This window comes from Stenotrophomonas sp. (genome assembly GCF_032103445.1).
Classification (GTDB): Bacteria; Pseudomonadota; Gammaproteobacteria; order Xanthomonadales; family Xanthomonadaceae; genus Stenotrophomonas.
The window spans coordinates 1-24,224 of the sequence record NZ_DAMDFR010000067.1 but is presented as its reverse complement, the minus strand read 5'-3'; the positions used below and the strand labels follow the sequence as shown (position 1 = coordinate 24,224).

Sequence of the window (24,224 nt, the reverse complement as noted above, 5' to 3'; positions counted from 1 at the left end):
GGATTGTGCCTGATCAGGGCCCAGTCCGAGACACAAGTGACACGCCATGCGTGTCTCGCGTGAATCCGGCACCGCGAAGACACGCATGGCGTGTCTCTACGCAGAGCATTCCCCATTGTTCAGGCCTTCTCTGTCTGCCGCCGCTGCTGCCAGATCAGGCCGAGGCAGAGCAGCACCACCGGAATGGCGATCAGCGCGGTGCCGATGAAGAACAGCGCGTAGCCTTCCAGCAGGGTACGGCCCTGCGCCAGGCTCTGCACCGCCCAGCCGGACAGCCCCTTCAGCGCCTTGCCGGGCATGGCGTAGAACGAGCTGAGCAGCGCGTACTGGGTGGCGGTGTAGCCGATGCTGGTCAGGCTGGACATGTAGGCGATCAGGGCGGTGCCGGCGAAACCGCTGGCGACGTTGTCGATGGCCATGGCGACCGCGAAGTGGGTCGTGTCCGGGCCCACATAGGCCAGCCAGGCGAAGGCCAGGTTGGAACACGGCCCCAGCACCGCACCCACCACCAGAGTGACCAGTACGCCCCAGCGCACCGCGATCAGACCAGCCAGCGCGATGCCGACGAAGGTGGCGACCAGGCCGACCGAGCCGCGCACGGCACCGACCACATCTTCGTCCAGCCCCAGGTCCACATAGAACGGGTTGGCCATCGGTCCCATGATGAAGTCGGCCATGCGGTACGCGCTGATCGCGACCAGGATCAGGATGGCCCCGCTGCGGTGCTCCTTGATGAAGGCAACGAACGGGCCAACGACGGCGTCGAACAGGCCGCGAGGGGTCCACAGCGCGGCGGTCTGGCCCTGCCCTGCTGCGGTCTGCCGCGCGGGCTCGTCCGCCACCAGCACGGCCGCCACGCCGACCATCATCAGCACGGCCATGAGCTCGTAGGAGATCTGCCAACCCACGCGCGAGGCGACCAGCAGGATCAACGCGTCGGTGACCAGCAAGGCACTGCGGTAGCCCAGCGCGGAGGAGGATGTGAGCAGGCCGAGCTGTTCGCTGTCCTTGGCGCTTTCAATGCGCCACGCGTCGATGACGATGTCCTGGGTGGCCGAAGCGAAGGCGACGATGACCGCCATCACTCCGAACACCACGATGTGCTCCCAGGCGATGCCCAGGAACTGGATGTGCCCGCCCTTCGGCTGCACCAGCGCCATGCCGATCAGTCCGGCGACGACCACAATCTGCGACAGCAGCATCCAGCCACGGCGGCGGCCGAGGCGAGCGAAGCCCGGCACATCGGTGCGGTCAACGATCGGGGCCCACAGGAACTTCAGCGTATAGGCCAGCCCGACCCACGACAGAAAGCCGATGGTGCTGAGATCGATGCCTTCCTTGCGCATCCAGAAGCCGAGCGTGTTGCCAACCAGATAGATCGGCAGGCCGGAACTGAATCCCAGCAGCAGCATGGCCATGACCTTGTGATCGGTCAGGTTGGCCAGCACCCGCTGCCACGGGCGTTGGCGCTTGGCAGCAGCCGCTTCACTCATGGAGCGTAGTCCACCGTGAACGGGGCATGGTCGGAGAAGCGCTCGTCGCGGTAGATCGAGCAGCTGCGCAGGCGCTCACGCAGGCCGGGGCTGACGAACTGGTAGTCGATGCGCCAACCGACGTTGTTGGCGCGGGCGGCACCGCGATTGCTCCACCAGGTGTAGTCCTCGCCCTGCGGGTGCAGCAGGCGGTAGGCGTCGGTCCAGCCCTGGCCGGCGGCGATGTCCATGGCCTGGTCGGTATCCACGCACTGGCCGTTGAGCCAGTCGCGCTCGGGCGGCAGGCAGCCGGAGTTCTTCTGGTTGGACTTCCAGTTCTTGATGTCCAGCGCCGAGCGCACGATGTTCCAGTCGCCGCACAGCACGTAGTCGCGGCCGCTGGCCAGCCACTGCGCCAGGATCGGCCGCAGCCATTCCATCACCTCGTACTTGAAGCCCTGGCGCAGGTCGCCGGAGCTGCCGGAGGGGATGTAGAACGAGACCACGCTGAGATTGCCGTAACGGGCCTCGATATAGCGGCCTTCATCGTCAAACGGAGCCCAGCCCAGCGAGGTGATGACCTGGTCCGGCTCCTTTTTGCTGTAGATGGCCACGCCGCTGTAGCCCTTCTTGGTGATGGCGTCGCGGTAGAAGCAGTGGTGGCCGTCCGGGCGGAACATGGGGTCGGCCAGCTGGTCTTCCTGGGCCTTGGTTTCCTGGATGCACAGCACGTCGGCATTCTGGGCGCGGAACCAGTCAAGGAAGCCCTTGCTGGCGGCGGAGCGGATGCCATTGGCGTTGAAACTGATGATGCGCATGCGATTCCAGGGTTGGTGCGGGAACCGACAAAGCATACCGGGTTGCCCGGGCCGGCGGCTGGCCGGATCCGGCCGCTGCTGGGGGCCTGCGACCGCCCGCCGCGAGCCTGAATTGGGGCCAATGCATTAGCATCTGCGCTCCAAAGAGAATTGAACAGTCATTAGATGAGCGACCATCGTTACCGTTTCCTGCAGCTGGCGCTGACCGCCGACGCGCTGCGTTTTGGCCAGTTCACCCTGAAGTCCGGCCGGCTGAGCCCCTATTTCTTCAATGCCGGCCGTTTCGACTCCGGTGCCCGCATGGCCCAGCTGGCGGCCTGCTATGCCGACGCCGTGGAAGCCACCGGGCTGAAGTTCGACGTGGTGTTCGGCCCGGCCTACAAGGGCATTCCGCTGGCCACCGCTACCGCCTGTGAATTCGCCCAGCGCGGCCGCGACCTGCCGCTATCGTTCAACCGCAAGGAAGCCAAGGACCACGGCGAAGGCGGCAACCTGATCGGCGCAGACATGAACGGCAAGCGCGTGCTGATCGTGGATGACGTGATCACCGCCGGCACCGCGATCCGCGAGGCCCTGACCATCATCAAGGGTGCCGGTGGCACCCCCGCCGGCATCGTGGTGGCGCTGGACCGCCAGGAGATCGCCTCGGAAACCGACCGCCGCTCGGCGGCCCAGTCGGTGGCCGAAGAAGCCGGGATTCCGGTGGTGGCGGTGGCCACGCTGGCCGATCTGCTTGATTTTGCCTCCGGAAATCCGGAACTTGTCGGGTACCGGCAGCCGCTGGAGGACTACAGGTCCCGTTACGGCAGCCGTCCTACGCGTTGATTGCAGCAGGGGGCTGCTCACCATGTCCAGGTTCACCACGTTATCGCTGACCGTCACCGCGCTGGCCCTGCTGCTGGCCGCGCCGGCACTGCAGGCACAGCAGGCACAGGCACCCAAGTACCAGAATGTGCAGGCCAAGCCGAAAAAGCTGTACTGCTGGAACAAGGGCAATGAGCGGATCTGCAGCGATGCCCTGCCGCAGGACGCGGTGAACAGCGCGCGTGAGGAATTCGGGGTGAAAAGCGGCCTGCGCCGGGGCAGCGTGGACCGCACCCTGACCGAGGAAGAGCGCGCCACCGAAGCGGTGGCCGCTGCCCAGCGCCAGCTGGACCAGGCCGCTGAGGAAACCCGCAAGCGTACCGAACAGGCCATGCTGTCCACCTACGAGGACGAGGATGACCTGCGCCGGGTGTTCACCGAACGCACCGGCATTCTGGACAACAACGTGAACACCGCCAGCTACAACGTCGCCAGCCTGCGTGATGCACTGGTGACCCTGCTGTCCGGTGCCGGCGACCGCGAGCTGGCAGGACAGCCGGTGACGGACAAGCAGACCCAGGACATCCGGCAGCGGCATACCGAACTGGTGGCGCAGCAGCGCCTGCAGGCCTCGTTCATCGCACAGCGCGAGGCGCTGGATACGGAGATCGAGGAAACGTTGCAGCGGTACCGGGTGTTGAAGGGAACCGCAGTGGCGAACGACCCGCGGGGTTGATCCCGATTTTTATGGCTTTTTTACGCTCGCCCAGCGGGGCGGGCGTGGCGTGTTTACGCGGCTGAGGCGGACGATGGCGATCTGACGTGGAGTGGTTCCACCTGGACGTCCCATGAGCCTGATTCTGCCTGTTGTTGCCGCTGCTGCCGCAACGCCGCCTACCCTGCCCGCCTGGCTTGCCCTGGTCTGCGGCGTGCTGGTGATCGTTGCCGCCGCTTATCTCCTGTACGTCGTGCTTGCGCCCGAAAAGTTCTGATCGGAGCCGACCATGACCGAGATTCTTCTGATCATTCTGGCCAGCATCGTGCTGGCCTTTCCGCTTGGGCTTTACCTTGCCCGGGTGATGCGCGGCGGCCCCATGGCCGGCGATGCGCTGTTCGGGCTGATTGAAAAGCCCCTGTACTGGGCGCTCGGTGTGAACCCGGCCCGCGGGATGAACTGGCGCGGCTATGTGGGCGCGTTCCTGCTCAGCAACGTGGTGATCGCGGTGCTGGTGCAGATCGTGTTCATGACCCAGGCCTGGCTGCCGTTCAACCCGGACCAGATTCCCAACATGCGTTGGGATACCGCGCTGCACACCATGGTGTCGTTCCTGACCAACACCAACCAGCAGCATTACTCCGGCCAGGCGCAGCTGTCCTACTTCGCACAGATGACCGCGATCACCGGCCTGCAGGTGGTCACCCCGATGATGGGCCTGGCCCTGCTGGTGGCGACGCTGCGTGCGTTGTTCGTCAAGACCGACGCGGCCACGGCCCAGGCCGAGCCGGTGGTCAACGGTGACCGCCTGGTCAACGTCGGCAACTACTACGCCGACGTGGTGCGTTCGTGCGTGCGCTTCCTGCTGCCGCTGTGCCTGCTATGGGCGGTGCTGCTGACCAGCCAGGGCGTTCCGTCCACGCTGGCCGGTGGCCCGACCGCAACGCCGATCGACGCATCGGCCGGCATGGAAGGCCAGAAGCTGCCGTTGGGTCCGGTTGCCGCGATGGTGGCGGCCAAGCAGCTCGGTGCCAACGGCGGTGGCTGGTATGGCCCCAACAGCGCCGTACCGCTGGAGAACCCGACCCCGCTGGCCAACGCCATCGAGATCATCAGCATTCTGCTGATTCCTATCGCCGTGGTGTTCATGCTGGGTGCGTTCACCGGGCGCAACCGCCTGGCCGGTCTGGTGTTCGGCTGCATGCTGGCGATGTCCAGCGTCTCGGTCGCGGCCACGGTGTGGCTGGAGGGCTATTCCTCGACCGCCAGCAGCCCGCTGCTGATGGAAGGCAAGGAAGTGCGCTTCGGTTCCGATGGCACCGCGCTGTGGGCGGCCGTGACCACCCAGGTGACCAACGGTTCGGTCAACGGCATGCATGACTCGCTGAGTCCGCTGGCCGGTGCCGTACCGATGATCAACATGCTGGTCGGCGCGATCTGGGGCGGCATTGGCTGCGGCCTGCTGCAGTTCATCGTCTATATGCTGCTGGGTGTGTTCCTGGCCGGCCTGATGACCGGCCGTACCCCGGAACTGCTGGGGCGCAAGCTGGAAACCCCGCAGGTGCGCCTGCTGGCCCTGCTGATCCTGCTGCAGCCGATCACCCTGCTGGTGCTGACCGGTATCACCCTGGCCGTGCCTTCGCTGACCGGCAATTCCAACCCCGGCTTCCACGCCATCAGCCAGGTCTTCTACGAATACACGTCGGCGTACGCCAACAATGGTTCGGGCTTTGAAGGGCTTGGCGACGCCACGCCGTGGTGGAACCTGACCTGCACCCTGGTGCTGATCCTGGGCCGCTACCCGCTGCTGATCGTCCCGTTGATCATCTGCGCGCAGCTGGCGGCCAAGCGCCGTGCCCCGGAAACCGCCGGCACGCTGCAACTGGAAACGCCCACCTTCGGCATCACCCTGATTGCGGTGATCGTCATTCTGACCGTGTTGCAGTTCATGCCGGCACTGGTACTTGGCCCCGTGGCCGACCACCTGTCGCTGACCCTGCAGTGAGACAAGATTCCATGAGCACTCTTCCCTTGAATGCGTCTTCCCCACGCCGCCAGCGCCTGCTGGATGGGGCCGGCCTGCGCCGTGCCCTGCGCGATTCGGTGGTCAAGCTGTCTCCGCGTCACCTGGTCCACAGCCCGGTCATGGCGGTGGTCATGGTGGGCACCCTCGTGGCATTGCTGGTCACCTTGACCGGCAACGCACCGCTGGGCTTCGGCCTGACCGTCACCGCGATCCTGCTGCTGACGGTGCTGTTCGGCAACTTCGCCGAAGCGGTGGCCGAGGCCCGTGGCCGCGGCCAGGCCGCGTCGCTGCGCCGTGCCCGTCAGGACCTGACCGCACGCCGTTTGGCCGCCGCCCATGCCGGTGCCAGCGAAACCCATGTGCCGGCCGCGGAACTGCGCCCGGGCGACCACGTGATCGTCAGTGCCGGTGAACTGGTGCCGGCCGATGGCGAGATCGTGCAGGGCCTGGCCACCATCAACGAAGCGGCGGTGACCGGTGAATCGGCCCCGGTGCTGCGTGAAGCCGGTACCGACCGCAGCGGTGTGATCGGTGGCACCAAGGTGCTGTCCGACCAGATCATCGTCAAAGTCACCGCCGAGCCGGGCAACAGCTTCCTCGACCGCATGATCGCGCTGGTCGAAGGGGCCAACCGCCAGAAGACGCCGAATGAAATCGCGCTGACCCTGCTGCTGGCGGCCATGACCCTGACCTTCCTGGTCGTGGTGGCCACGCTGCCGGCGATCGGTTCGTTCGTCGGCGTCAATGTCGACCCGCTGCTGCTGATCGCCCTGCTGGTGTGTCTGATCCCGACCACCATCGGCGGCCTGCTGCCGGCCATCGGCATTGCCGGCATGAACCGTGCGCTGGCCGCCAACGTGCTGGCCAAGTCGGGCAAGGCGGTGGAAGTGGCCGGCGACGTCGACGTGCTGCTGCTGGACAAGACCGGCACCATCACCCACGGCGATCGTCAGGCCACCCACTTCCACGCACTGGCGGGCATCGATGCCGCCCAGCTGCGCGAAGCGGCGCTGCTGTCCTCGCTGGCCGACCCGACCCCGGAAGGCAAGTCGATCGTGCGCCTGGCGCGCGAACAGGGCTGCGTCACCGCCGAACCCGACCGTGCCGAATATCTGGCCTTCACTGCGCAGACCCGCATGTCTGGCGTTGACCTGGACGGTGGCCGTCGCATCCGCAAGGGTGCCTCGGACGCCATCACCGCCTACGTGCGCGAGCAGGGCGGCACCGTGCCGGCCGAGCTGGCCGGACGTGTCGAGCAGGTCGCACGCAACGGTGCCACGCCGCTGGTGGTGTGCGAAGGCCGCCACGTGCTGGGTGTGATCGAACTGTCGGACGTGGTCAAGCACGGCATGCGCGAGAAGTTCGCCCAGCTGCGCGCGATGGGCATCCGCACGGTGATGATCACCGGCGACAACCCGCTGACCGCTGCTGCCATTGCTGCCGAAGCCGGCGTCGACGATTACATCGCCGAAGCCCGCCCGGAAGACAAGCTGGCCCGCATCCGTGCCGAACAGGCCGGTGGCCGGCTGGTCGCGATGGTGGGCGACGGCACCAACGACGCCCCGGCGCTGGCCCAGGCCGACATCGGTCTGGCCATGAACTCGGGCACCCAGGCGGCGAAGGAAGCCGGCAACATGGTCGATCTGGATTCGGATCCGGCCAAGCTGCTGGCGGTGGTCGAAGTGGGCAAGCAGCAGCTGATCACGCGCGGTGCGCTGACCACCTTCTCGCTGGCCAACGACGTCTCCAAGTACTTCGCGATTCTGCCGGCGCTGTTTGCTGCTGCCCTGCCGGCCATGGCAACCCTGAACATCATGGGCCTGTCCAGCCCCCGCAATGCGGTGCTGGCGGCGCTGATCTTCAATGCCCTGGTCATTCCGGCCTTGATTCCGCTGGCGCTGCGTGGCGTCCGCTTCCGTCCCGCCACCGCCACCGCGCTGCTGCGTCGGAACATGCTGGTGTACGGGCTGGGCGGCGTGCTGCTGCCGTTCGCGGCCATCAAATTGATTGATCTCTTCCTTGTTACGGTGTTCGGCGCATGAACCGCTCAACGACTGCTTCGCTTTCCCGCCCCCTGCCTTCGCGCGCCGACACCATGGTGGCGCTGGAGGACAGCACCGCGCTGCGCCCGGCCATCGTGCTGGGTGTCGCCAGCCTGCTGGTACTGGGCCTGGCCTACGCGGTGGCCACCACCAGCGTGGTCGGGGCCATCTTCCCCGACCAGGCCAATGGCAGCCTGCTGGTCCAGGACGGCAAGGTCCGTGGCTCGCGCCTCGTGGCCCAGCCGTTCGTGGCCGACGGCTACTTCCAGTCGCGTCCGTCGGCGGCCAGCTATGACCCGATGGCCGCTGCGGGCAGCAACATGGCCCGTACCAACCCGGACCTGCAGGCCCGCGTGAAGGAGGCCACCGAGGCGGTGGCCGCCCGCGAAGGCATTGCCGTGGCCGACGTGCCCGCCGACCTGGTCACCCAGTCCGGTGGTGGCCTGGATCCGCACATCTCGCCGGCCGCTGCGGCCGTGCAGGTGGCACGCGTGGCCAGGGCGCGTGGGATGACGGTTGAACAGGTGCAGGCCGTGGTGGATGCGAATATCGAGGGGAAGACGTGGGGGGTGTTTGGGCAGCCTCGGGTCAACGTGTTGATGTTGAACGTGGCGTTGGATGGCGTGAAGAGCAGCCGGGCAGAGCCCGGCTCTACGGGGCTGTGATGTTGTTGTGGCGCGGTTGCGAGCACAATCCTCTCCCATGACTGATTCCCGTACCCGGCAGGCCGATGCTCTGGTGGAAGGCCTGCAGCGCGAAGCTGGCGGCAAACTGACGGTGTTCCTGGGCGCGGCCCCCGGCGTAGGCAAGACCTACAGCATGCTGGCCCGCGCCCACGAACAGCTGCGCCGTGGCGTGGATGTGGTGGTGGGACTGGTGGAAACGCACGGCCGCGCCGAGACATCGGCGCTGCTGGAGGGCCTGCCACAGCTGCCCCTGCTGGAGCGGACCTACCAGCGCCACACCCTCCATGAAATGGACCTGGATGCCGTGCTTGCACGGCATCCGGCGTTGGTGCTGGTGGACGAGCTGGCCCACCGCAACGTGCCCGGCAGCCGCCACGAGCGCCGCTGGCAGGACGTGATGGAACTGCTGGACGCCGGCATCGACGTCTGGACCACCATCAACATCCAGCACCTGGAAAGCCTCAACGACGTGGTGATGCGGATCACCGGCGTCCGTGTCAGCGAAACCGTGCCCGATGCGGTGCTGGACCGCCTGCATGACATCGTGCTGGTCGACCTGCCCCCGCGCGAACTGATCGAGCGCCTGCAGCAGGGCAAGGTGTACGTGCCCGAACAGGCGACACAGGCCCTGACCCAGTTCTTCTCGCCGGCCAACCTCACCGCGCTTCGCGAGCTGGCGATGCAGGAAGCGGCCGACCGCGTCGACACCAGCCTGCGCGAAACCCGTGCTGCCCGAGGCGAAGGCAATCTGCCGCTGCGCCGGCGCGTGCTGGTGGCGATCGATGGCGGTGGCCAGAGTGAATACCTGGTGCGCGTGGGCCGGCGTATTGCCGAGCGCCGCGACGCACCGTGGACGGTCGTGACCGTGCAGAACCGGCGCTGGGACGAGAGTACCCAGCGCGAGATCGATGCCGCCTTCGCGCTGGCCCGCCGGCTCGGTGGTGAAGCCGAACTGCTGCACGGCACCAGCGTCGCCGATGCGCTGCTCGACCATGCCGGACACAACAGCGTGTCCACCATCGTGCTGGGCCGCACCCGCGAACGTCCGTTCGCGCGCATGCTCAACCGCACCCTGACCCAGCAGCTGGTGCAGCGCGGCGCGCATTACGAGATCACCATCATCGGCACCCCGCAGGCGCGCGCGCATGCGCGTCGCCACGGGCTGTCGATGCCCACGCTGAGCGCGGGCACCGATGCGCTGCAGGCGGTAGCTGCCACCGCAATGGCGTGTCTGGTCGCAGCGATTGCCGAGCGCTGGGTGGGGCTGTACGACCTGTCGATGGTGTTCATCGTGGCGGTGGTGCTGGTGGCGGCGCGCAGCCGCACCCGCGCGGCGGTAATGGCAGCCACGTTGTGTTTCCTGGCCTACAACTTCTTCTTCATCACCCCGCGTTTCACGTTTGCGATCAGCGCACGCCAAGGCGTGATCACCGTGTTCCTGTTCCTTGCGGCGGCACTGGTTGCGGGTCGGCTGGCCTCACGCCTGCGCATGCAGGTGGTGGCGCTGCGCGCAGCCAACCGGCACGCCAATGCGCGTCAGGTACTGGGCGGCCAGCTGACCCGAGCGGCCAGCATCGAACAGGTTGCCCAGGCCGGGCGCGAGGCACTGGAACAGGCACTGGATGCACCGGCGTGGTTGCGCATTGGCGGCGACACCAGTGCCAGCGGCAGTGGCGTACCCGGCGATACCGATATGGCGGCGGCCGATTGGGCACAGCGGCACGGGCAGCCGAGCGGTCGCTTCACCGACACCCTCGCCGGCGCGCAGTGGTGGTTCCTGCCCTTGCTGGACGGCGAAGCGAAGCCCATCGGCGTGGCCGGCATGCGCTTTGCGCGCAGCGTGCCACGACTGGTGCCTGAGCAACGCCAGCTGGCCGAGGCCATGGTCGATGACATCGCCCAGGCCGCGCTGCGCACCCGCCTGGTCGCAGACCTGGAAAAAGCCCACGTGAGCAACGAGACCGAACGCCTGCGCTCGGCGCTGCTGTCGTCGGTGTCGCACGACCTGCGTTCGCCGCTGTCCGCCATGATCGGGTCGGCCGAAAGCCTGTCCAGCTATTCCGACGCGATGGATGTCACCGATCGCCGCGCCCTGCTCAACACCATCCTGGTCGAAGGCGAGCGTCTGGACCGCTACATCCAGAACCTGCTCGACATGACCCGGCTGGGCCATGAAGGCCTGCAGATCAATCGTGACTGGATCGGCGTGGACGAGCTGATCGGCTCGGCCGCGCGTCGCCTGCAGCGCTACCAGCCCGACGTGAAGCTGCAGCTCGACATTCCCGCCACACTGGAACCGATCTGGGTGCACCCGGCCTTGGTGGAACAGGCGGTATTCAACGTGATGGAGAACGCAGCGAAGTTCTCACCGCCTGGCGCGGCGGTGGAAGTCACCGCGCGGCTGGTCGAGGGCGAACTGCGCATCGACGTGCTCGACGCCGGCCCCGGCATTCCGGATGAAGAACGCGCGCGCATCTTCGACATGTTCTATACCGTCGAGCGCGGCGACCGTGGCCGTCATGGCACCGGCCTGGGCCTGACCATCTGCCAGGGCATGATCGGCGCACACGGTGGCCGCGTGCAGGCCCTGCCAGGACGTGACGGACGCGGTACCCTGATCCGGATCACGCTGCCCCTGCTCAAACCTCAGCCTGCTGATGACCACGACGAATCCTGATACCGCCCAAGGCGTACCACCGGCCCGCGTGCTGGTGATCGACGACGAAGCCCAGATCCGCCGCTTCCTCGACATCAGCCTGCGTGCGCAGGGATACCGCGTGCTGCAGGCCGAAACCGGGCAGCAGGGCCTGGAACTGCTGGTGACCGAAGGGGCCGAACTGGTGATCCTGGATATCGGCCTGCCGGACATGGAGGGGCACCAGGTGCTGGCCGAGCTGCGTCAGTGGAGCCAGGTGCCAGTGATCATGCTGACTGTGCGTGCCAGCGAAACCGAAAAGGTGAAGGCGCTGGACAACGGTGCCAATGACTACGTGACCAAGCCGTTTGGCACGCAGGAGCTGATGGCGCGGGTCCGCGCGCTGCTGCGCTCGCGCACGGTGAACGCCGATGGTGCCCTGCCTCACTTCGACGACGGGCATCTGCATGTCGACCTGGTGCGGCGCGAAGTGCACCTGGACGGCGCGCCGGTGGCGCTGACCCGCAAGGAGTACGCGTTGCTGTCACTGCTGCTGCGCAATGCCGGGCGGGTGGTGACCCAGCCGCAGATCCTGGCGGAGATCTGGGGTCCGACCCACCAGCACGATACGCACTACTTGCGCATTCTGGTCGGCAAGCTGCGGCACAAGCTGGGCGACTCCGCTCTGGAGTCGCGGTATCTGTTTACCGAGCCGGGTGTCGGCCTGCGGTTCAAGGGGTAGTGCCGGCCGCTGGCCGGCACATCGATCAGAACGGCAATTCCACATCCGGCAGCAACGGCTGCAGCTGCTCGCGGAACAGGCCCTTGATCCGGTTCAACGCGGCTTCGTCGTTCGCCTCGAAGCGCAGCACCAGCACCGGGGTGGTGTTGGACGCGCGCAGCAGTCCCCAGCCATCCGGGAAGTCGGCGCGCAGGCCATCAATGGTGGACAGGCGCGCGCCGGCAAACGGCGACTCCTCACCCTGCGCCGCCGACACGAACAGCGACACCAGCGCATGCGGCGTGCCCGATTCCACCGGCACCTTCAGTTCCGGCGTGGACACGCTGTCGGGCAGCTCATCGAGCACTTCGGACGGGGTTTCCTCGCGCTGCGCCAGAATCTCGAGCAGTCGCGCAGCGGCATACAGGCCGTCGTCGAAACCGAACCAGCGCTCCTTGAAGAAGAAGTGGCCGCTCATCTCGCCGGCCAGCTCGGCGTCGGTTTCGCGCATCTTGGCCTTGATCAGCGAATGCCCGGTCTTCCACATCATCGGGCTGCCACCATTGCGCAGCACGTAGTCGGACAGCTTGCCGCTGCACTTGACGTCATAGATGACCAGCGCGCCGGGGTTGCGCATCAGCACGTCGGCCGCGAACAGCATCAGCAGGCGGTCGGCGTAGATGATCTTCCCTTCCTTGGTAACCACGCCGAGGCGGTCGCCATCGCCGTCGAAGGCCAGGCCGATGTCCGCATCGAAGCGCTTCACGGTTTGGATCAGGTCTTCGAGATTCTCCGGATCGCTCGGGTCCGGATGGTGGTTCGGGAAGGTGCCGTCCACATCGCAGTACAGCGGAATGACCTCGGCACCGATCGCTTCCAGCAGCGGCTGGGCCAGTTCACCGGCGACGCCGTTGCCGGCGTCGGCCACGACCTTCAGCGGACGATCCAGCTGCACGTCGTCGGCGATGCGCTGCACGTAGTCGGCATTGATGTCGCGCTGCTGCAGGCTGCCCGGTTCGGCGGCCACATGCAGGTCGCCATTGCGGATGCGGTGATACAGCTCGGTGATGGCTTCGTTGGCCAGGGTTTCACCACCCACCACGATCTTGAAGCCGTTGTAGTCCGGCGGGTTGTGGCTGCCGGTGACGGCCACGCAGCTGCCGGCGCGCAGGTGGTAGCTGGCGAAATACACCACCGGGGTGGGTGCCAGGCCGATGTCGATGACGTTGCAGCCCGCACGGCGCAGGCCCTCGATCAGGCTGTTGCTGAGTTCGGGACCGGACAGACGACCGTCGCGGCCAACCACGATGTCGCGCAGCCCCTGCACCTGCAGCACCGAACCGATGGCCTGGCCGATCAGCGCCGCCGCCGGCGGGGTCAATTCGCGCCCGACCACACCGCGGATGTCATAGGCGCGGAAGATGTCTTCGGCGATCTCGTTGCCCGGACCGCGCGGCACCGGCGGCGGAGCGCCCTCGTCCGCAGCGGCCGCTGCCAGCACCGGTTCGCGCGCGAGGCTTTCGCTGAGCGTGGGACCTTCGTCGACGGTGGCTGCCGCAGTGCGGCGCACCGGAAGCTTCACTCGACCCTTGCCTACCTTGAGCAGCACGGCCACGACCAACAGCAACACGCCCACGATGAGGCACGGGATGGGTCCCAGGCCCAGCGGGCCGGGTTCGACGTCCGGCACGGCCGCGGCCAGGCGCAGGCCACTCTTGCCGATCGGGCGGGCAAGACCTTCAGCGCGGGAGGCCAACGCGGTGTCGCCCTGTTCAATGACGCTGTGGCTGCCCTGGCGCAGGGCCAGATAGCCGTTGCCGGGCACACGCACCTGGTCGAAGGTGCCGATCAGCTTGAGCAGCGGCTGGCGCACGTAGATCACGGCCAGGCCCTGGGAGCCCAGCTGCACCGGTGCGGCCAGGCCCAGGCGTTGACCGCCGGCATCGCGCACCACGCGCGCTGCAACGGCTTCGTTGGCCAGCGCCGCTTCAAGCAGCGCCAGACGGGCATAGCCAAAGGTTTTGGGATCGCTGTAGCCGGCATCCAGCGCAGCCGGCAGCACCTGCACCTCTTCGGTGCCCGGCCAGCCCTCGCGGACTGCCAAGGCGGCAGCATCGGCATCGCCGTTGGCCAGCGCGGTGGTCACGCGTTCGCTCTTGAGCACTTTTTCCAGCTGGGAAACCTGGCCGCTCCAGGCGGTCAGCAGGCCACCGGCGATCTGGTCACGCGACTCCTCCAGCGCCGCCCCCGCCGAGGCCTGTTGCCACTGGCGGACACCGCCCCACACAAACCATGCAGCCAACAGCACCAGCAACACCACCAGCAGCCACTGCTTCTGCGAACCGCTGAGTTGGCGCTTGCCTTCCGCCTTTGCCTTGCTCATCTACAACCCCCTGTCAGCGCACCCCGGTATGGCCGAATCCACCCGTTCCCCTGGCGCTGTCGGTGAAAGTATCCACTACCTGCAGCCCTACGCGTGCAATCGGCATCACCACCAACTGTGCAATACGGTCCCCGGGTTGCACTGTGAAGGCCTCGCGGCCGCGATTCCAGGTGCTGATCAGCAACGGGCCCTGGTAGTCCGCGTCGATCAGACCGGTGCCGTTACCCAGCACGATGCCGTGGCGATGGCCGAGCCCGGAGCGCGGCAGGATCACCGCGCACAGGTTGGGGTCGGCGATATGTATGGCGATGCCGCTGGGAATCAGCGCGGCGTCGCCGGGCTGCAGGGTGAGTTCGGTCTCCAGTGCGGCGCGAAGATCCAGCCCGGCGCTGGCTTCGGTGGCGTAGGCCGGCAGGGGCCAGGTATCGCCGAAACGCGGGTCAAGCAGCTTGACCTGCAAGGGCTGGAGCGACGGATCAACACTCATGCATGCAACCTCTGGGCAATCAGGGACAACAGTTGTTCGGCCAGCCGCGTCTTGCTGGTGCCGGGGAACACCTGCTCCCCGCCCTGCCAGTAGGCCGTCGCGGCATTCTCGTCGCTTTCGAAACCGCCGTTTGTGATGCCGACCTGATTGGCGATCACCAGATCAAGGCGCTTGTCGATCAGTTTGCCGCGCGCGTACTTCTCCACGTCGTGGGTTTCGGCGGCAAAACCGACCACCAGCTTCAGCGCGTTGGTCTGCTGCGCGACCTCGGCCAGGATGTCCGGCGTGCGCACCAGTTCGAGGGTCAACGTCTGCGTTCCTGCGGTCTTCTTCAGCTTTTGTGCCGCGATCTGGCGCGGGGTGTAGTCCGAGACCGCAGCGGCTCCTATATAGATGTCGGCCGGCAGCGCATCCAGCACAGCGGTGCGCATCTGCGCGGCCGAGCGCACGTCCACGCGCTGCACACCCGGCGGCGTGGCCAGATGCACCGGCCCGCTGACCAGCACCACCTGCGCGCCCTGGCGGGCGGCGGCGGCGGCCAGGGCGTAGCCCATCTTGCCGCTGCTGCGGTTGCCGACGTAGCGCACCGGGTCGAGGTCTTCATAAGTGGGGCCGGCGCTGATGACTACGCGCAGGCCCTGCAGTTCCTGCGATGCCGCATCGCCATCTGCAGCGGCCGGAGCGCGCAGCGCCGCCAGCGCGGCGACGATCTGATGCGGCTCGCTGAGCCGGCCAGGACCGGACTCACCCTCGGCAAGCGGGCCATCTTCCGGACCGATCACCTGGGCACCGCGCTCGCGCAGCAGGCCGATGTTGGCCTGGGTGGCCGGGTGCAGCCACATGCGGTGGTTCATCGCCGGGCACACGGTGAGCGGCGCGGTGGTGGCCAGACAGAGCGTGGTGACCAGGTCGTCGGCGTGGCCGTTTGCCAGCCGCGCCAGCAGGTCAGCGGTGGCCGGCGCGACCACGATGCGGTCAGCCCAGCGCGCCAGCTCGATATGGCCCATGGCCTGTTCGGCCGCGCTGTCCCACAGCGTGGTCCGGGTGGGCTGGCCCGACAGCGCCTGGAAACTCAGCGGGGTGACAAACTGCTGGGCACCGGCGGTCATCGCCACCTGGACCTGGGCACCCGCGTCACGCAGGCGTCTCACAAGGTCCAGCGACTTGTAGGCCGCGATACCGCCACCCACGCACAACAACAGCTTCTGGCCGTCCAGCGGGCGCACCTGCGCCGGGGATGCCTGGGGGGAGTCAGCCACCTGCGGAATTCCTGTAGATCTGAGGCGGGTAGCTTACCCGATGCGATGTGGCGGCCCTGATGCGCCAGGGGCATGAGTGGGGGATTTCTGGTTATGAGCGGTGCTCGCCCGCGTGGCTCAGACCGGCCGATAGATCGCGCACAGCTTGTTGCCATCCGGGTCGCGGACGTAGGCCAGCCAGGCGTTGCCCATGTTGCTCTCGCGCAGTCCCGGCGGGGCCTCGATGGAGGTTCCGCCGGCCGCCACCGCCGTATCGTGGAAGGCCTGGACCTGTTCCGGCGACGTGCACTTGAAGCCGATGGTGGCTCCGTTGGCGGGCGTGGCCGGCTCGTCGTTGATGGGCTGGCTGACACAGAAGCTGCTGCCGTCATGGCGGTAGAACAGGCGGACATGCCCGGAATCGGCCCGGTTCTCATACGGCTCGCGGGCACCGAAGACACCGCCCAGCACTGCGTTGTAGAAGGCCTTCGAGCGTTCGATGTCGTTGGAGCCGACCATGACGTGGTTGAGCATGTGTCACCCGGATGCCGAAAAATGGAGAATCCGATGGTAACGCCAATGACCCGGAAGGAAGAGGCTGATGCTGCGCTCGCTGCTTCGGTGCTGGCCATCGCCAGGGCTTCGTCAGTCCTGCCGGGCGTTTCGTCGGCCTGATGGCGCCTGCATCGCAGGGCGGCTTGTTCGGACGATTGACGCCGGGCAGTCTGACCATCCATTGGAAACCGGGGCTTGCCGATGTACAGGGACGTCTACATGCGTACGTGGACAGGATGGTTGGTGGCATCCCTCTCTCTGTTAACGGCACCCGGTGTGCTGGCCGAGGCACCCTCCGACGCCTGTCAGCTTGCCGGCGTGGCGAAGACGGACGCAATGGTTCACCAGCCCTTCCAGATCGTGGAGGGGCGTATTTACGTGCAAGCCACCGTCAACGGGCGCGGCCCGTACCGGTTCGCCGTGGACACTGGAGCCAGTGGCATGGGCAGGGTGGATGCGAGCCTGGTCGCACTGCTTGACCTTGAGAAGCACGGTGAGTCCACCACGTCCGACGGGGTCAGCACGGCTGCGGTCGAAACCACCCGGGTGCAGTCACTGGCGCTGGGCGAAGTGGTCCATCGCGACCTTGAACTGATTACCCGTGACTACAACAGGCGCAACAGCCCCGAGGCTGCATTCCACGGCATTCTCGGCCGTGAGTTCTTCGGCGATGGCCTGCTGGTGATTGATTACCCGCGCAGCATTCTGAGCTTTACCCAGCGCCATGCGATGTCGCCTTCAGATCAGAACGCCCTGCCCTATGAGCGCGCGTTCCGCATTCCTGTCAGCATTGGCGGGCACGCGCTTGTCGCCCAATTGGACACGGGAGCCAACGTCAACCTGGTGCTGCCGCAGGCCGTGTATGAAGGAATCTCGGACGTTCCGCTACAGGAAGCGCTGCGTTCGCAGTTGACCAACGGTCAGCTCGAGACGTGGCGCGCAACGCTGCATGGGCCTGTGCGTGTGGGCCAGGCAAGCTTGGAGGACGTGGAGATCAGGGTTTCGGCAAAGTTTCCCGAACCACTGGTAGGTGCAGAAGCGCTGCAGCAGAGTGTGGTGCTGATCGACCAGCGCTCAAAAACGGTCGCGATTTGCCGTTGATGAACTGCCGGCCTCTTCAAGTGGGAAAACTTGGGGGCCCGCGACTGGCAGCTGCGCATGGATGATTGCCTTTCTGGCTGCGGGGATTCAAGCTCCCGGGTGGCACGAACCGTGCTCAGCCCCGCATAATCGGAAAAGGCTGCCCCACCAAGGATGAACATCTTGAACACCCGACACATTGCACAGAGTCTGTTCCTGGCGGGAACCGCCATTCTCCTCGCCGCCTGCAGCCGCAAGCCCACCGAGTTCGAAACCTCGTTCGTTGACGGATGCGCGGCCAACGCCGCCCGCAGCGTCTGTCAGTGCACGTTCGATGCCGTGCTCAAGCACTACGGCGACAAGGGCATGGCCGAGATCAACGAAGGCAAGGTTCCTGAAGACTTCGCCGTGGCGTTGGGCGGGGCCATGGAGCAGTGTTCGGGCAAGCAGTAGATCAGGATCGGCGCTGCTGGAACCTCGGCACGCCCCGCAACTGCTCCACCAACCATCGCGCCTGCCCCGACAGTGGCCATTCGGCGCGGTGGATCAGCCACAGCGTGTCGATCACGGGATCGCCACAGTCCACCACGCGCAGCGCCTCAGGGTGAGCGAACGACTCGCGCGCGTGTCGCGGGATGACGGTGAAACCCAGCCCGCGCGCCACCGGTTCCAGAATGAGTGCGACCTGATTGGTGAAGCCGTGAACCGGCAACGTGCCGATGCCCGGGTTGCCCGGGTAGCGGCGGGACAGCAATCGAGTGGCCATGCCGCGACCGTCCGGGTGGTCGATGAAGCCCAGCCGCTGCAGGTCACTCCATTGCTCCACGTTCTCACCCGCGGGTACGACCAGTTCCAATGATTCCTCGGTAAACGGCGTAGCAACCAGCCGGGGATCGTCTGGCCTGAGCGTCACCAGACCCAACTCGTAGTGCTTCTGCAACACCGCCTGCAGGATGTCCGGGTCGGGCGCGAAGCGATGCCGGATGCAGAGACCCGGATGATTGTGCTGGTAGTCCAGCAGGATGGGATAGAGCGCCAGGCCCACACTGCCCGGGGTGATGAAGCTCACCTCGCCGACGTCGGTAACGGCATCACTGAGGCTCGCCCGCAGCCTGCGCTCGGCGCGCGCGGTGTCCTCCACATAGGCCAGCAGGGCCACGCCCGCGGGGGTCAGTTCGATCTGGCGCGGCCGGCGGATGAACAGCGGACCGAACTCGCCTTCCAGATGCCGTACGTGCTGACTCACCGCCGCCTGGGTGAGTCCCAGCGCGTGGGCGGCACGGGTGAAGCCGCCGGTGCTGGCGACGGTGGCGAATGAGCGCAGCCATTGCGGATTGTGCATAACGAACTCTTATCCGAAGGATAAGGTTCGATTAGAGCATCAATGGGTCCGGGGCCCCTACCCTTATCGGGTGAAATTCCCCGGTTCGAGACCCTGATGGCCGCCCTGTTTACCCCGTTCCAGCTGAAAGACATCACCCTGCGCAACCGCATCGCCATTCCCCCGATGTGCCAGTACTCCGCCCATGAGGGCTACCTGAGCGATTGGCATGCGCCCCACTACGCGAGCATGGCCCGAGGCGGGGCCGGCCTGGTGATCGTGGAAGCTACCGCCGTGTCCCCGGAAGGCCGCATCACTCCCGGGTGTGCGGGGCTGTGGGAAGACGGCCAGATCGAGGGCATGGCCCGGGTCGCCAGTGCGATCAAGGCCGCCGGTGCGGTGCCCGGCATCCAGATTGGTCACGCCGGGCGCAAGGCCAGTGCCAACCTGCCGTGGGAAGGCGATGACCATATCCCCGAAGACGACCGTCGCGGCTGGCCGACCCTGGCTCCCTCGGCCATTGCCTTCGGCGCGGGCCTGCCGAAGGTGCCCGGTGAGATGACCCTGGACGACATTGCGCGGGTGCAGGCTGACTTCGTGGCATCAGCGAAACGCGCACTGGCGGCCGGTTTCCAGTGGCTGGAGCTGCACTTCGCACACGGCTATCTGGCGCAGAGCTTCTTCTCGCCGGTGGCCAACCAGCGCACCGACCGCTACGGCGGCAGCGCGGAGAACCGGGGCCGGTTCCTTCTGGAAACACTGGCAGCCGTGCGCGCGGTGTGGCCGGAACACCTGCCGCTGACCGCGCGTTTTGGCGTGGTGGAGTACGACGGCCAGGACTACAGCTTCTATCCCGAAGCCGCACAGCTGGTACGGCAGATGCGCGACGGCGGGCTGGACCTGATCGACGCGAGCATTGGTTTCTCCACGTTGAACAGCAAGGCACCGTGGGGACCGGGCTTCTTCGTGCCGGTGGCCGCGCGGTTGAAGCACGACGTGCAGATGCCGGTGGCGGCCAGCTGGTGCATTGATGATCCGCACATGGCGGAGAAGGCGATTGCCGAGGGCAGCATGGATCTGGTGCTGATCGCGCGGGCACATCTGGCCAACCCGCACTATCCGTATCAGCTGGCGATTGCGCTGGGTGAGGAGAATCCAGCGTGGACGCTGCCAGCACCGTATGCGCATTGGTTGTCGCGGTATCGCGGGCCGGGCAAGGGTGCTGCGCAGTAAAGAGCAGTTTGAGACAGAGCCCTCGGCAGCTGGCTGCCGAGGGCCGTTTTTAAGGCGTGGACCCGGCTTGTCGTCACCTGGTCCGCCTGCTGCAGCTAGCGCACAGACTGTGTCTGTGAATCGCGTGCAGTCTCGTAGGTCGAATTGACTCGACGACCTCGACACTATGGGGCGCGCGAACTTCCGTCAATCGTAAGAGTCGCACATTTCAGTGGGCGTAGAAGCCATTGGCGACACAAGTGTGATCGCCGCGCCGTATTGATTACCCCATCGAATACGCGGCGATTTCAGGCATATGCCAGGCTGATGTCGCTGATGGCCTCGCGGCTGTTCGAAGGAGAGCGTAGCGTCCATCCGAAGTTGCGAGACAACACCACCCATTGTCGATCGCAGGTACTGGCCAAAAAATGAGCACCCCCGGATGGAGCAAGGAAACCGAAAGACCAAGTGGCTTGTGTACACCGTCATGATCGGCCTGATACCGATCCTGACCAGGTTGATGGCGTGGGCGGTCACGAAGAAGGGCGTGGTCGACATCTTCTCTGCGTCCGACGTCATCGCATTTGGACTGATTCTGCAGATCTCCAACATAAATGAGATCGAGCACATCGCGGATCCGGGCAGGAAGTGGAAGACGACGCAGAACGGAACGTCCATCACGTTGATCTCGCTGTACTGCGTTCTTTACACGCTCGTCCTGATTGGATCCTCGGTCATCGAGACTGTTGCTTTGGTGGTCTGTGCAATCGCGCTAATCACTGCATCTCTCCTCACAAGCCATTCAGTGCTCGACAAGATTTCCGCGTCAGAAAATCAACAAATGGGAGAACCTGAATGACGTTCGTCGTCGTTGCCTCAGTCGTAGTATCGGTGCTAGGCCTCGCTACTGGCATCTGGTCCGTCATAGCTCACCGGAAGTACAGTCAAGGCAAGGATGATGCCAAACGTCAGTGACTGGCCAACATATGAACGTCCGCGCGAGAAACTGATCGCCAGGGGCCCGGCTGCCTTGACCGATACCCAGCTCGTGGCACTTCTGCTGATGACCGGCCAAAAGGGACGCCACGTCATGGAGATCGCGCGCGAGTTGCTGGAGGCCCACGGACCTCTCCGGAGGCTGCTCGATATGCCGGCCAAGGACCTGTCGAAGTTGCCGGGGCTGGGCATGGCCAAGGCCTGCATGCTGGTGGCAAGTCTGGAGCTGGCCCGGCGTCATCTCTCGGCGAAGCTCGCCCAGGGAGAACTGCTCAGCGACCCTCTCGCTGCCCAGTGCTACTTCAAGCAGCGTCTGCGCAGCCGGCCTGTGGAGGTGTTCGCGGCCCTCTTCCTCGACAACCGCCACCGCATGCTGGCCTTCGAAGAGCTGTTCTCCGGCACGATCGACGCGTCCGGGGTCTACCCCCGTGAAGTCGCCCGCCATGCCCTGCTGCACAACGCGGCGGCCGTGATCGTCGGCCATAACCACCCCTCCGGGCATGCCGAGCCGTCGGCGGCGGACCGGCATGTCACCGTGGAGCTGAAAGCGGCGCTGGAGCTGGTCGGGGTGCGGCTGCTGGACCATATCGTGGTCGGGGAGGGGGAACCGGTGTCGATGGCCGAGCGCGGGTGGCTGGGGCGGGTTTGAGGCTGAACGGGGCGGTCAGGTCGAGGTATTAGACGGTTCGTCGTGGGCCGGCCAACGGCCGGCGCTACCGGGTTAGCCCCCTTGCTGGGGGGCGGTTCAATGGTTTGGGGCCCATCTGGGCTAAAATTGCCGATTCCGCCGCTCCAGTCTCAAAGCAGGCCTTGTGAAAAATCTCCTCCGCGCCCTGATCAACCAGGGCATTGAAGCCCTGCGTGCCAACGGTACGCTGCCGGCCGATACCCTCACCCCGGACTTCGTGGTGGAACGCCCGAAGACCCGTGAGCACGGCGATTTCGCCACCAATGCCGCGATGCTGCTGGCCAAGGCCGCGCGCAGCAATCCGCGCGCCGTGGCCCAGGCCCTGGTCGATGCACTGCCGAAGAGCGACGACGTGACCGGCGTGGACATCGCCGGCCCGGGCTTCATCAATTTCCGCCTGGCGGCCAGCGCCTACCAGCGCGAGGCCGCCTTCGTGCTGAAGGAAGGGGCTGATTACGGCCACAACCTGAGCGGCAACGGCCGCACCGTGGGCGTGGAATACGTGTCGGCCAACCCGACCGGTCCGCTGCACGTCGGTCACGGCCGCGCCGCCGCCATCGGCGACTGCCTGGCGCGCCTGCTGGACGCCAACGGCTGGAACGCCAAGCGCGAGTTCTATTACAACGACGCCGGCGTACAGATCGAAAATCTGGCCCTGTCCACCCAGGCCCGCGCCAAAGGCCTGAAGCCTGACGACGCCGGCTGGCCGGAAGCGGGCTACCGCGGCGACTACATCCAGGACGTGGCCGATGCCTACCTGGCCGGGGCCAAGGTCGAGCTGGAAGGCCACACCGTGGTCGGCGAGCGCGACCCGGACAACCTGGACGGCATCCGCCGCTTCGCCGTGGCCTACCTGCGCAACGAGCAGAACCAGGACCTGGCGGCATTCGGGGTGGATTTCGACATCTACTTCCTGGAAAGCTCGCTGTACAAGGATGGCAAGGTCGAAGAGACCGTGGCCCAGCTGAACGCGGCCGGCCATACCTATGAGGAAGGCGGCGCGCTGTGGCTGCGCTCGACCGACTTCGGTGACGACAAGGACCGCGTGATGCGCAAGTCCGACGGCACCTACACCTACTTCCTGCCGGACGTGGCCTACCACCTGAGCAAGTGGCAGCGCGGCTACGAGCGCGCCATCACCGAACTGGGTGCGGACCACCACGGCTCGCTGGCACGTGTGCGCGCCGGCCTGCAGGCGCTGGACGTGGGCATTCCCAAGGGCTGGCCGGAATACGTGCTGCACCAGATGGTGACGGTGATGCGCGGCGGCGAGGAAGTGAAGCTGTCCAAGCGTGCCGGCAGCTACCTGACCCTGCGCGACCTGATCGACGAAGCCGGCCGCGATGCGACCCGCTGGTTCCTGATTGCGCGCAAGCCGGATTCGCAGCTGACCTTCGATATCGACCTGGCCCGCCAGCAGAGCAATGACAACCCGGTGTTCTACGTGCAGTATGCGCACGCCCGCGTGTGCAGCCTGCTGCGCCAGGCCCAGGAGAAGGGCCTGAGCTTCAGCCAGGGTGACGCCGCTGCGCTGGCCACGCTGGGCGACGACGCTTCGCTGTGGCTGATGGTGGAAATGTCGCGCTTCCCGGAAGTGGTGGAAGCGGCCGGCATTGCGCTGGAACCGCACCTGATCGCGCAGTACCTGCGTGAATTGGCGCACGCCTTCCACACGTGGTATCACGGCACGCAGGTGCTGGTGGCTGACGATGCCGAACGCAATGCCAAGCTGACGCTGGCGTGCGCGGCGCGCCAGGTGCTGGCCAATGGCTTGAACCTCCTGGGCGTTTCCGCCCCGGAAAAAATGTAATCACTGGAGTAGCGGTAAATGGCAGCACGACGCGGCAAGAGTCAGGCACGGCGCAACAGCAGCCAAGGCACGCCCGGGTGGGTGTGGCTGGTGGCCGGCGTGGCGATTGCCGCAGTGGTGTTCCTGGCGGCACCGAACCTGTTCAAGAGCGAAGGTGACGGCTTCCTGCGGGTCGGCCCGCAGCCGAACCCGAACGCACAGCCGGCCCCGGTGAGCGACGCCGACACCGACGTGGGCACCGAGCTGCCGCGCCCGGGTGCGACCAAGCCCGCCGAACCGGCCAAGCCGGCGGCCACCCAGTACGACTTCTACACCCTGCTGCCCGGCAAGGAAGTGGAAATGTCGGATGCGGAACTGGCGGCCAGCACGCGTGCCGAAGAGCAGCGTCGCGCCAAGGCGGAAGCCCAGCGCTCGCAGGCGGCACTGGAAGGTCGCTCGGTGCCAGCGGCGGCGGCGACGTCCACCTCGGTTGCGTCCACCGCGCCGGCCGCAACGACGATGCCGGCTCCGGTGAACGAGCGTCCGGCGGCAACCG

At 66.3% G+C, this 24,224-nt stretch carries 21 protein-coding genes and 1 pseudogene; 15 read left to right on the top strand and 7 right to left on the bottom strand.

Going from position 1 to position 24,224, the window contains the following annotated elements; genetic code table 11:
* Window positions 1–119: 119 nt before the first annotated feature.
* Together RT551_RS17840 and RT551_RS17835 are read right to left on the bottom strand one after the other, a co-directional pair.
* A complete protein-coding gene (locus RT551_RS17840; RefSeq protein ID WP_313461012.1) occupies window positions 120–1,493 on the bottom strand; it encodes an MFS transporter in 1,374 nt (457 codons plus the stop codon).
* Window positions 1,490–2,290, bottom strand: coding sequence for an exodeoxyribonuclease III (locus tag RT551_RS17835; protein WP_313461010.1), 801 nt, complete (start codon window positions 2,288–2,290; stop codon window positions 1,490–1,492). The genes RT551_RS17840 and RT551_RS17835 overlap by 4 nt, the downstream gene beginning before the upstream one ends.
* Before the next feature lie 165 nt (window positions 2,291–2,455).
* On the opposite strand from RT551_RS17835, the gene pyrE reads away from it, so the two are divergent.
* The 8 genes from pyrE to RT551_RS17795 all read left to right on the top strand — a co-directional run bounded on the left by pyrE (window position 2,456) and on the right by RT551_RS17795 (window position 11,940).
* Window positions 2,456–3,115: an orotate phosphoribosyltransferase gene (gene pyrE, locus RT551_RS17830; protein WP_311193515.1), complete on the top strand. Its 660-nt coding sequence runs from the start codon at window positions 2,456–2,458 to the stop codon at window positions 3,113–3,115.
* 22 nt (window positions 3,116–3,137) lie between these two features.
* Window positions 3,138–3,830, top strand: coding sequence for a hypothetical protein (locus RT551_RS17825; RefSeq protein ID WP_313461007.1), 693 nt, complete (start codon window positions 3,138–3,140; stop codon window positions 3,828–3,830).
* A 112-nt stretch (window positions 3,831–3,942) separates the two neighbouring features.
* Window positions 3,943–4,086, top strand: a complete 144-nt coding sequence (locus RT551_RS17820; RefSeq protein ID WP_260477049.1) for a potassium-transporting ATPase subunit F — start codon at window positions 3,943–3,945, stop codon at window positions 4,084–4,086.
* A 12-nt stretch (window positions 4,087–4,098) separates the two neighbouring features.
* On the top strand, window positions 4,099–5,814 hold the full coding sequence (kdpA, locus tag RT551_RS17815; protein ID WP_313461006.1) for a potassium-transporting ATPase subunit KdpA: 1,716 nt from the start codon (window positions 4,099–4,101) through the stop codon (window positions 5,812–5,814).
* 11 nt (window positions 5,815–5,825) lie between these two features.
* The gene (gene kdpB, locus RT551_RS17810; protein ID WP_313461005.1) at window positions 5,826–7,877 is read left to right on the top strand and encodes a potassium-transporting ATPase subunit KdpB; all 2,052 of its coding nucleotides are present in this window, start codon (window positions 5,826–5,828) and stop codon (window positions 7,875–7,877) included.
* On the top strand, window positions 7,874–8,542 hold the full coding sequence (gene kdpC / locus RT551_RS17805) for a potassium-transporting ATPase subunit KdpC (RefSeq protein ID WP_313461004.1): 669 nt from the start codon (window positions 7,874–7,876) through the stop codon (window positions 8,540–8,542). Before kdpB ends, kdpC begins: the two co-directional genes overlap by 4 nt.
* A 37-nt stretch (window positions 8,543–8,579) precedes the next feature.
* The gene (locus tag RT551_RS17800; RefSeq protein ID WP_313461002.1) at window positions 8,580–11,240 is read left to right on the top strand and encodes a sensor histidine kinase KdpD; all 2,661 of its coding nucleotides are present in this window, start codon (window positions 8,580–8,582) and stop codon (window positions 11,238–11,240) included.
* Window positions 11,221–11,940, top strand: coding sequence for a response regulator transcription factor (locus RT551_RS17795; protein WP_313461001.1), 720 nt, complete (start codon window positions 11,221–11,223; stop codon window positions 11,938–11,940). Before RT551_RS17800 ends, RT551_RS17795 begins: the two co-directional genes overlap by 20 nt.
* 25 nt (window positions 11,941–11,965) lie before the next feature.
* Here RT551_RS17795 and RT551_RS17790 read toward each other — a convergent pair whose 3' ends face one another.
* The 4 genes from RT551_RS17790 to RT551_RS17775 form a co-directional block, all read right to left on the bottom strand.
* Window positions 11,966–14,302, bottom strand: coding sequence for a phosphomannomutase/phosphoglucomutase (locus RT551_RS17790; protein ID WP_313461000.1), 2,337 nt, complete (start codon window positions 14,300–14,302; stop codon window positions 11,966–11,968).
* Window positions 14,303–14,315: 13 nt separating this feature from the next.
* A complete protein-coding gene (gene dut, locus RT551_RS17785) occupies window positions 14,316–14,789 on the bottom strand; it encodes a dUTP diphosphatase (RefSeq protein ID WP_125361218.1) in 474 nt (157 codons plus the stop codon).
* A complete protein-coding gene (gene coaBC / locus RT551_RS17780; protein WP_313460998.1) occupies window positions 14,786–16,048 on the bottom strand; it encodes a bifunctional phosphopantothenoylcysteine decarboxylase/phosphopantothenate--cysteine ligase CoaBC in 1,263 nt (420 codons plus the stop codon). The genes dut and coaBC overlap by 4 nt, the downstream gene beginning before the upstream one ends.
* 117 nt (window positions 16,049–16,165) lie before the next feature.
* A complete protein-coding gene (locus RT551_RS17775) occupies window positions 16,166–16,561 on the bottom strand; it encodes a VOC family protein (RefSeq protein ID WP_313460997.1) in 396 nt (131 codons plus the stop codon).
* A gap of 264 nt (window positions 16,562–16,825) precedes the next feature.
* Between RT551_RS17775 and RT551_RS17770 the strand changes: the two genes are divergently transcribed.
* Together RT551_RS17770 and RT551_RS17765 are read left to right on the top strand one after the other, a co-directional pair.
* Complete coding sequence (locus tag RT551_RS17770) at window positions 16,826–17,683, top strand: aspartyl protease family protein (RefSeq protein ID WP_313460995.1); 858 nt, start codon at window positions 16,826–16,828, stop codon at window positions 17,681–17,683.
* Between the two features lie 162 nt (window positions 17,684–17,845).
* Entirely contained in the window at window positions 17,846–18,115 is a 270-nt protein-coding gene (locus tag RT551_RS17765) for a hypothetical protein (protein WP_313460993.1), read from the top strand.
* A 1-nt stretch (window position 18,116) separates the two neighbouring features.
* Here RT551_RS17765 and RT551_RS17760 read toward each other — a convergent pair whose 3' ends face one another.
* Entirely contained in the window at window positions 18,117–19,004 is an 888-nt protein-coding gene (locus RT551_RS17760; RefSeq protein WP_313460992.1) for a LysR family transcriptional regulator, read from the bottom strand.
* A gap of 96 nt (window positions 19,005–19,100) precedes the next feature.
* On the opposite strand from RT551_RS17760, the gene RT551_RS17755 reads away from it, so the two are divergent.
* The 5 genes and pseudogenes from RT551_RS17755 to RT551_RS17735 all read left to right on the top strand — a co-directional run.
* Window positions 19,101–20,216 (top strand): NADH:flavin oxidoreductase/NADH oxidase, encoded by a 1,116-nt coding sequence (locus tag RT551_RS17755; RefSeq protein WP_313460990.1) that lies wholly within the window; start codon window positions 19,101–19,103, stop codon window positions 20,214–20,216.
* 421 nt (window positions 20,217–20,637) lie between these two features.
* A complete protein-coding gene (locus tag RT551_RS17750; protein ID WP_313460988.1) occupies window positions 20,638–21,054 on the top strand; it encodes a hypothetical protein in 417 nt (138 codons plus the stop codon).
* A gap of 96 nt (window positions 21,055–21,150) precedes the next feature.
* Window positions 21,151–21,840 (top strand): DNA repair protein RadC, encoded by a 690-nt coding sequence (gene radC, locus RT551_RS17745; RefSeq protein WP_313460986.1) that lies wholly within the window; start codon window positions 21,151–21,153, stop codon window positions 21,838–21,840.
* 163 nt (window positions 21,841–22,003) lie between these two features.
* Window positions 22,004–23,689, top strand: coding sequence for an arginine--tRNA ligase (gene argS / locus RT551_RS17740; RefSeq protein WP_313460984.1), 1,686 nt, complete (start codon window positions 22,004–22,006; stop codon window positions 23,687–23,689).
* 18 nt (window positions 23,690–23,707) lie between these two features.
* Window positions 23,708–24,224: pseudogene (locus tag RT551_RS17735) on the top strand (sporulation protein); the annotation flags it as partial.

Coding starts and splice junctions, on each gene's coding strand:
- RT551_RS17840 (WP_313461012.1), bottom strand. CDS start 1,493: ATGAGTGAAGCGGCTGCTGCCAAGCGCCAACGCCCGTGGCAGCGGGTG.
- RT551_RS17835 (WP_313461010.1), bottom strand. CDS start 2,290: ATGCGCATCATCAGTTTCAACGCCAATGGCATCCGCTCCGCCGCCAGC.
- pyrE (WP_311193515.1), top strand. CDS start 2,456: ATGAGCGACCATCGTTACCGTTTCCTGCAGCTGGCGCTGACCGCCGAC.
- RT551_RS17825 (WP_313461007.1), top strand. CDS start 3,138: ATGTCCAGGTTCACCACGTTATCGCTGACCGTCACCGCGCTGGCCCTG.
- RT551_RS17820 (WP_260477049.1), top strand. CDS start 3,943: ATGAGCCTGATTCTGCCTGTTGTTGCCGCTGCTGCCGCAACGCCGCCT.
- kdpA (WP_313461006.1), top strand. CDS start 4,099: ATGACCGAGATTCTTCTGATCATTCTGGCCAGCATCGTGCTGGCCTTT.
- kdpB (WP_313461005.1), top strand. CDS start 5,826: ATGAGCACTCTTCCCTTGAATGCGTCTTCCCCACGCCGCCAGCGCCTG.
- kdpC (WP_313461004.1), top strand. CDS start 7,874: ATGAACCGCTCAACGACTGCTTCGCTTTCCCGCCCCCTGCCTTCGCGC.
- RT551_RS17800 (WP_313461002.1), top strand. CDS start 8,580: ATGACTGATTCCCGTACCCGGCAGGCCGATGCTCTGGTGGAAGGCCTG.
- RT551_RS17795 (WP_313461001.1), top strand. CDS start 11,221: ATGACCACGACGAATCCTGATACCGCCCAAGGCGTACCACCGGCCCGC.
- RT551_RS17790 (WP_313461000.1), bottom strand. CDS start 14,302: ATGAGCAAGGCAAAGGCGGAAGGCAAGCGCCAACTCAGCGGTTCGCAG.
- dut (WP_125361218.1), bottom strand. CDS start 14,789: ATGAGTGTTGATCCGTCGCTCCAGCCCTTGCAGGTCAAGCTGCTTGAC.
- RT551_RS17775 (WP_313460997.1), bottom strand. CDS start 16,561: ATGCTCAACCACGTCATGGTCGGCTCCAACGACATCGAACGCTCGAAG.
- RT551_RS17760 (WP_313460992.1), bottom strand. CDS start 19,004: ATGCACAATCCGCAATGGCTGCGCTCATTCGCCACCGTCGCCAGCACC.
- RT551_RS17755 (WP_313460990.1), top strand. CDS start 19,101: ATGGCCGCCCTGTTTACCCCGTTCCAGCTGAAAGACATCACCCTGCGC.
- RT551_RS17750 (WP_313460988.1), top strand. CDS start 20,638: ATGGAGCAAGGAAACCGAAAGACCAAGTGGCTTGTGTACACCGTCATG.
- radC (WP_313460986.1), top strand. CDS start 21,151: ATGATGCCAAACGTCAGTGACTGGCCAACATATGAACGTCCGCGCGAG.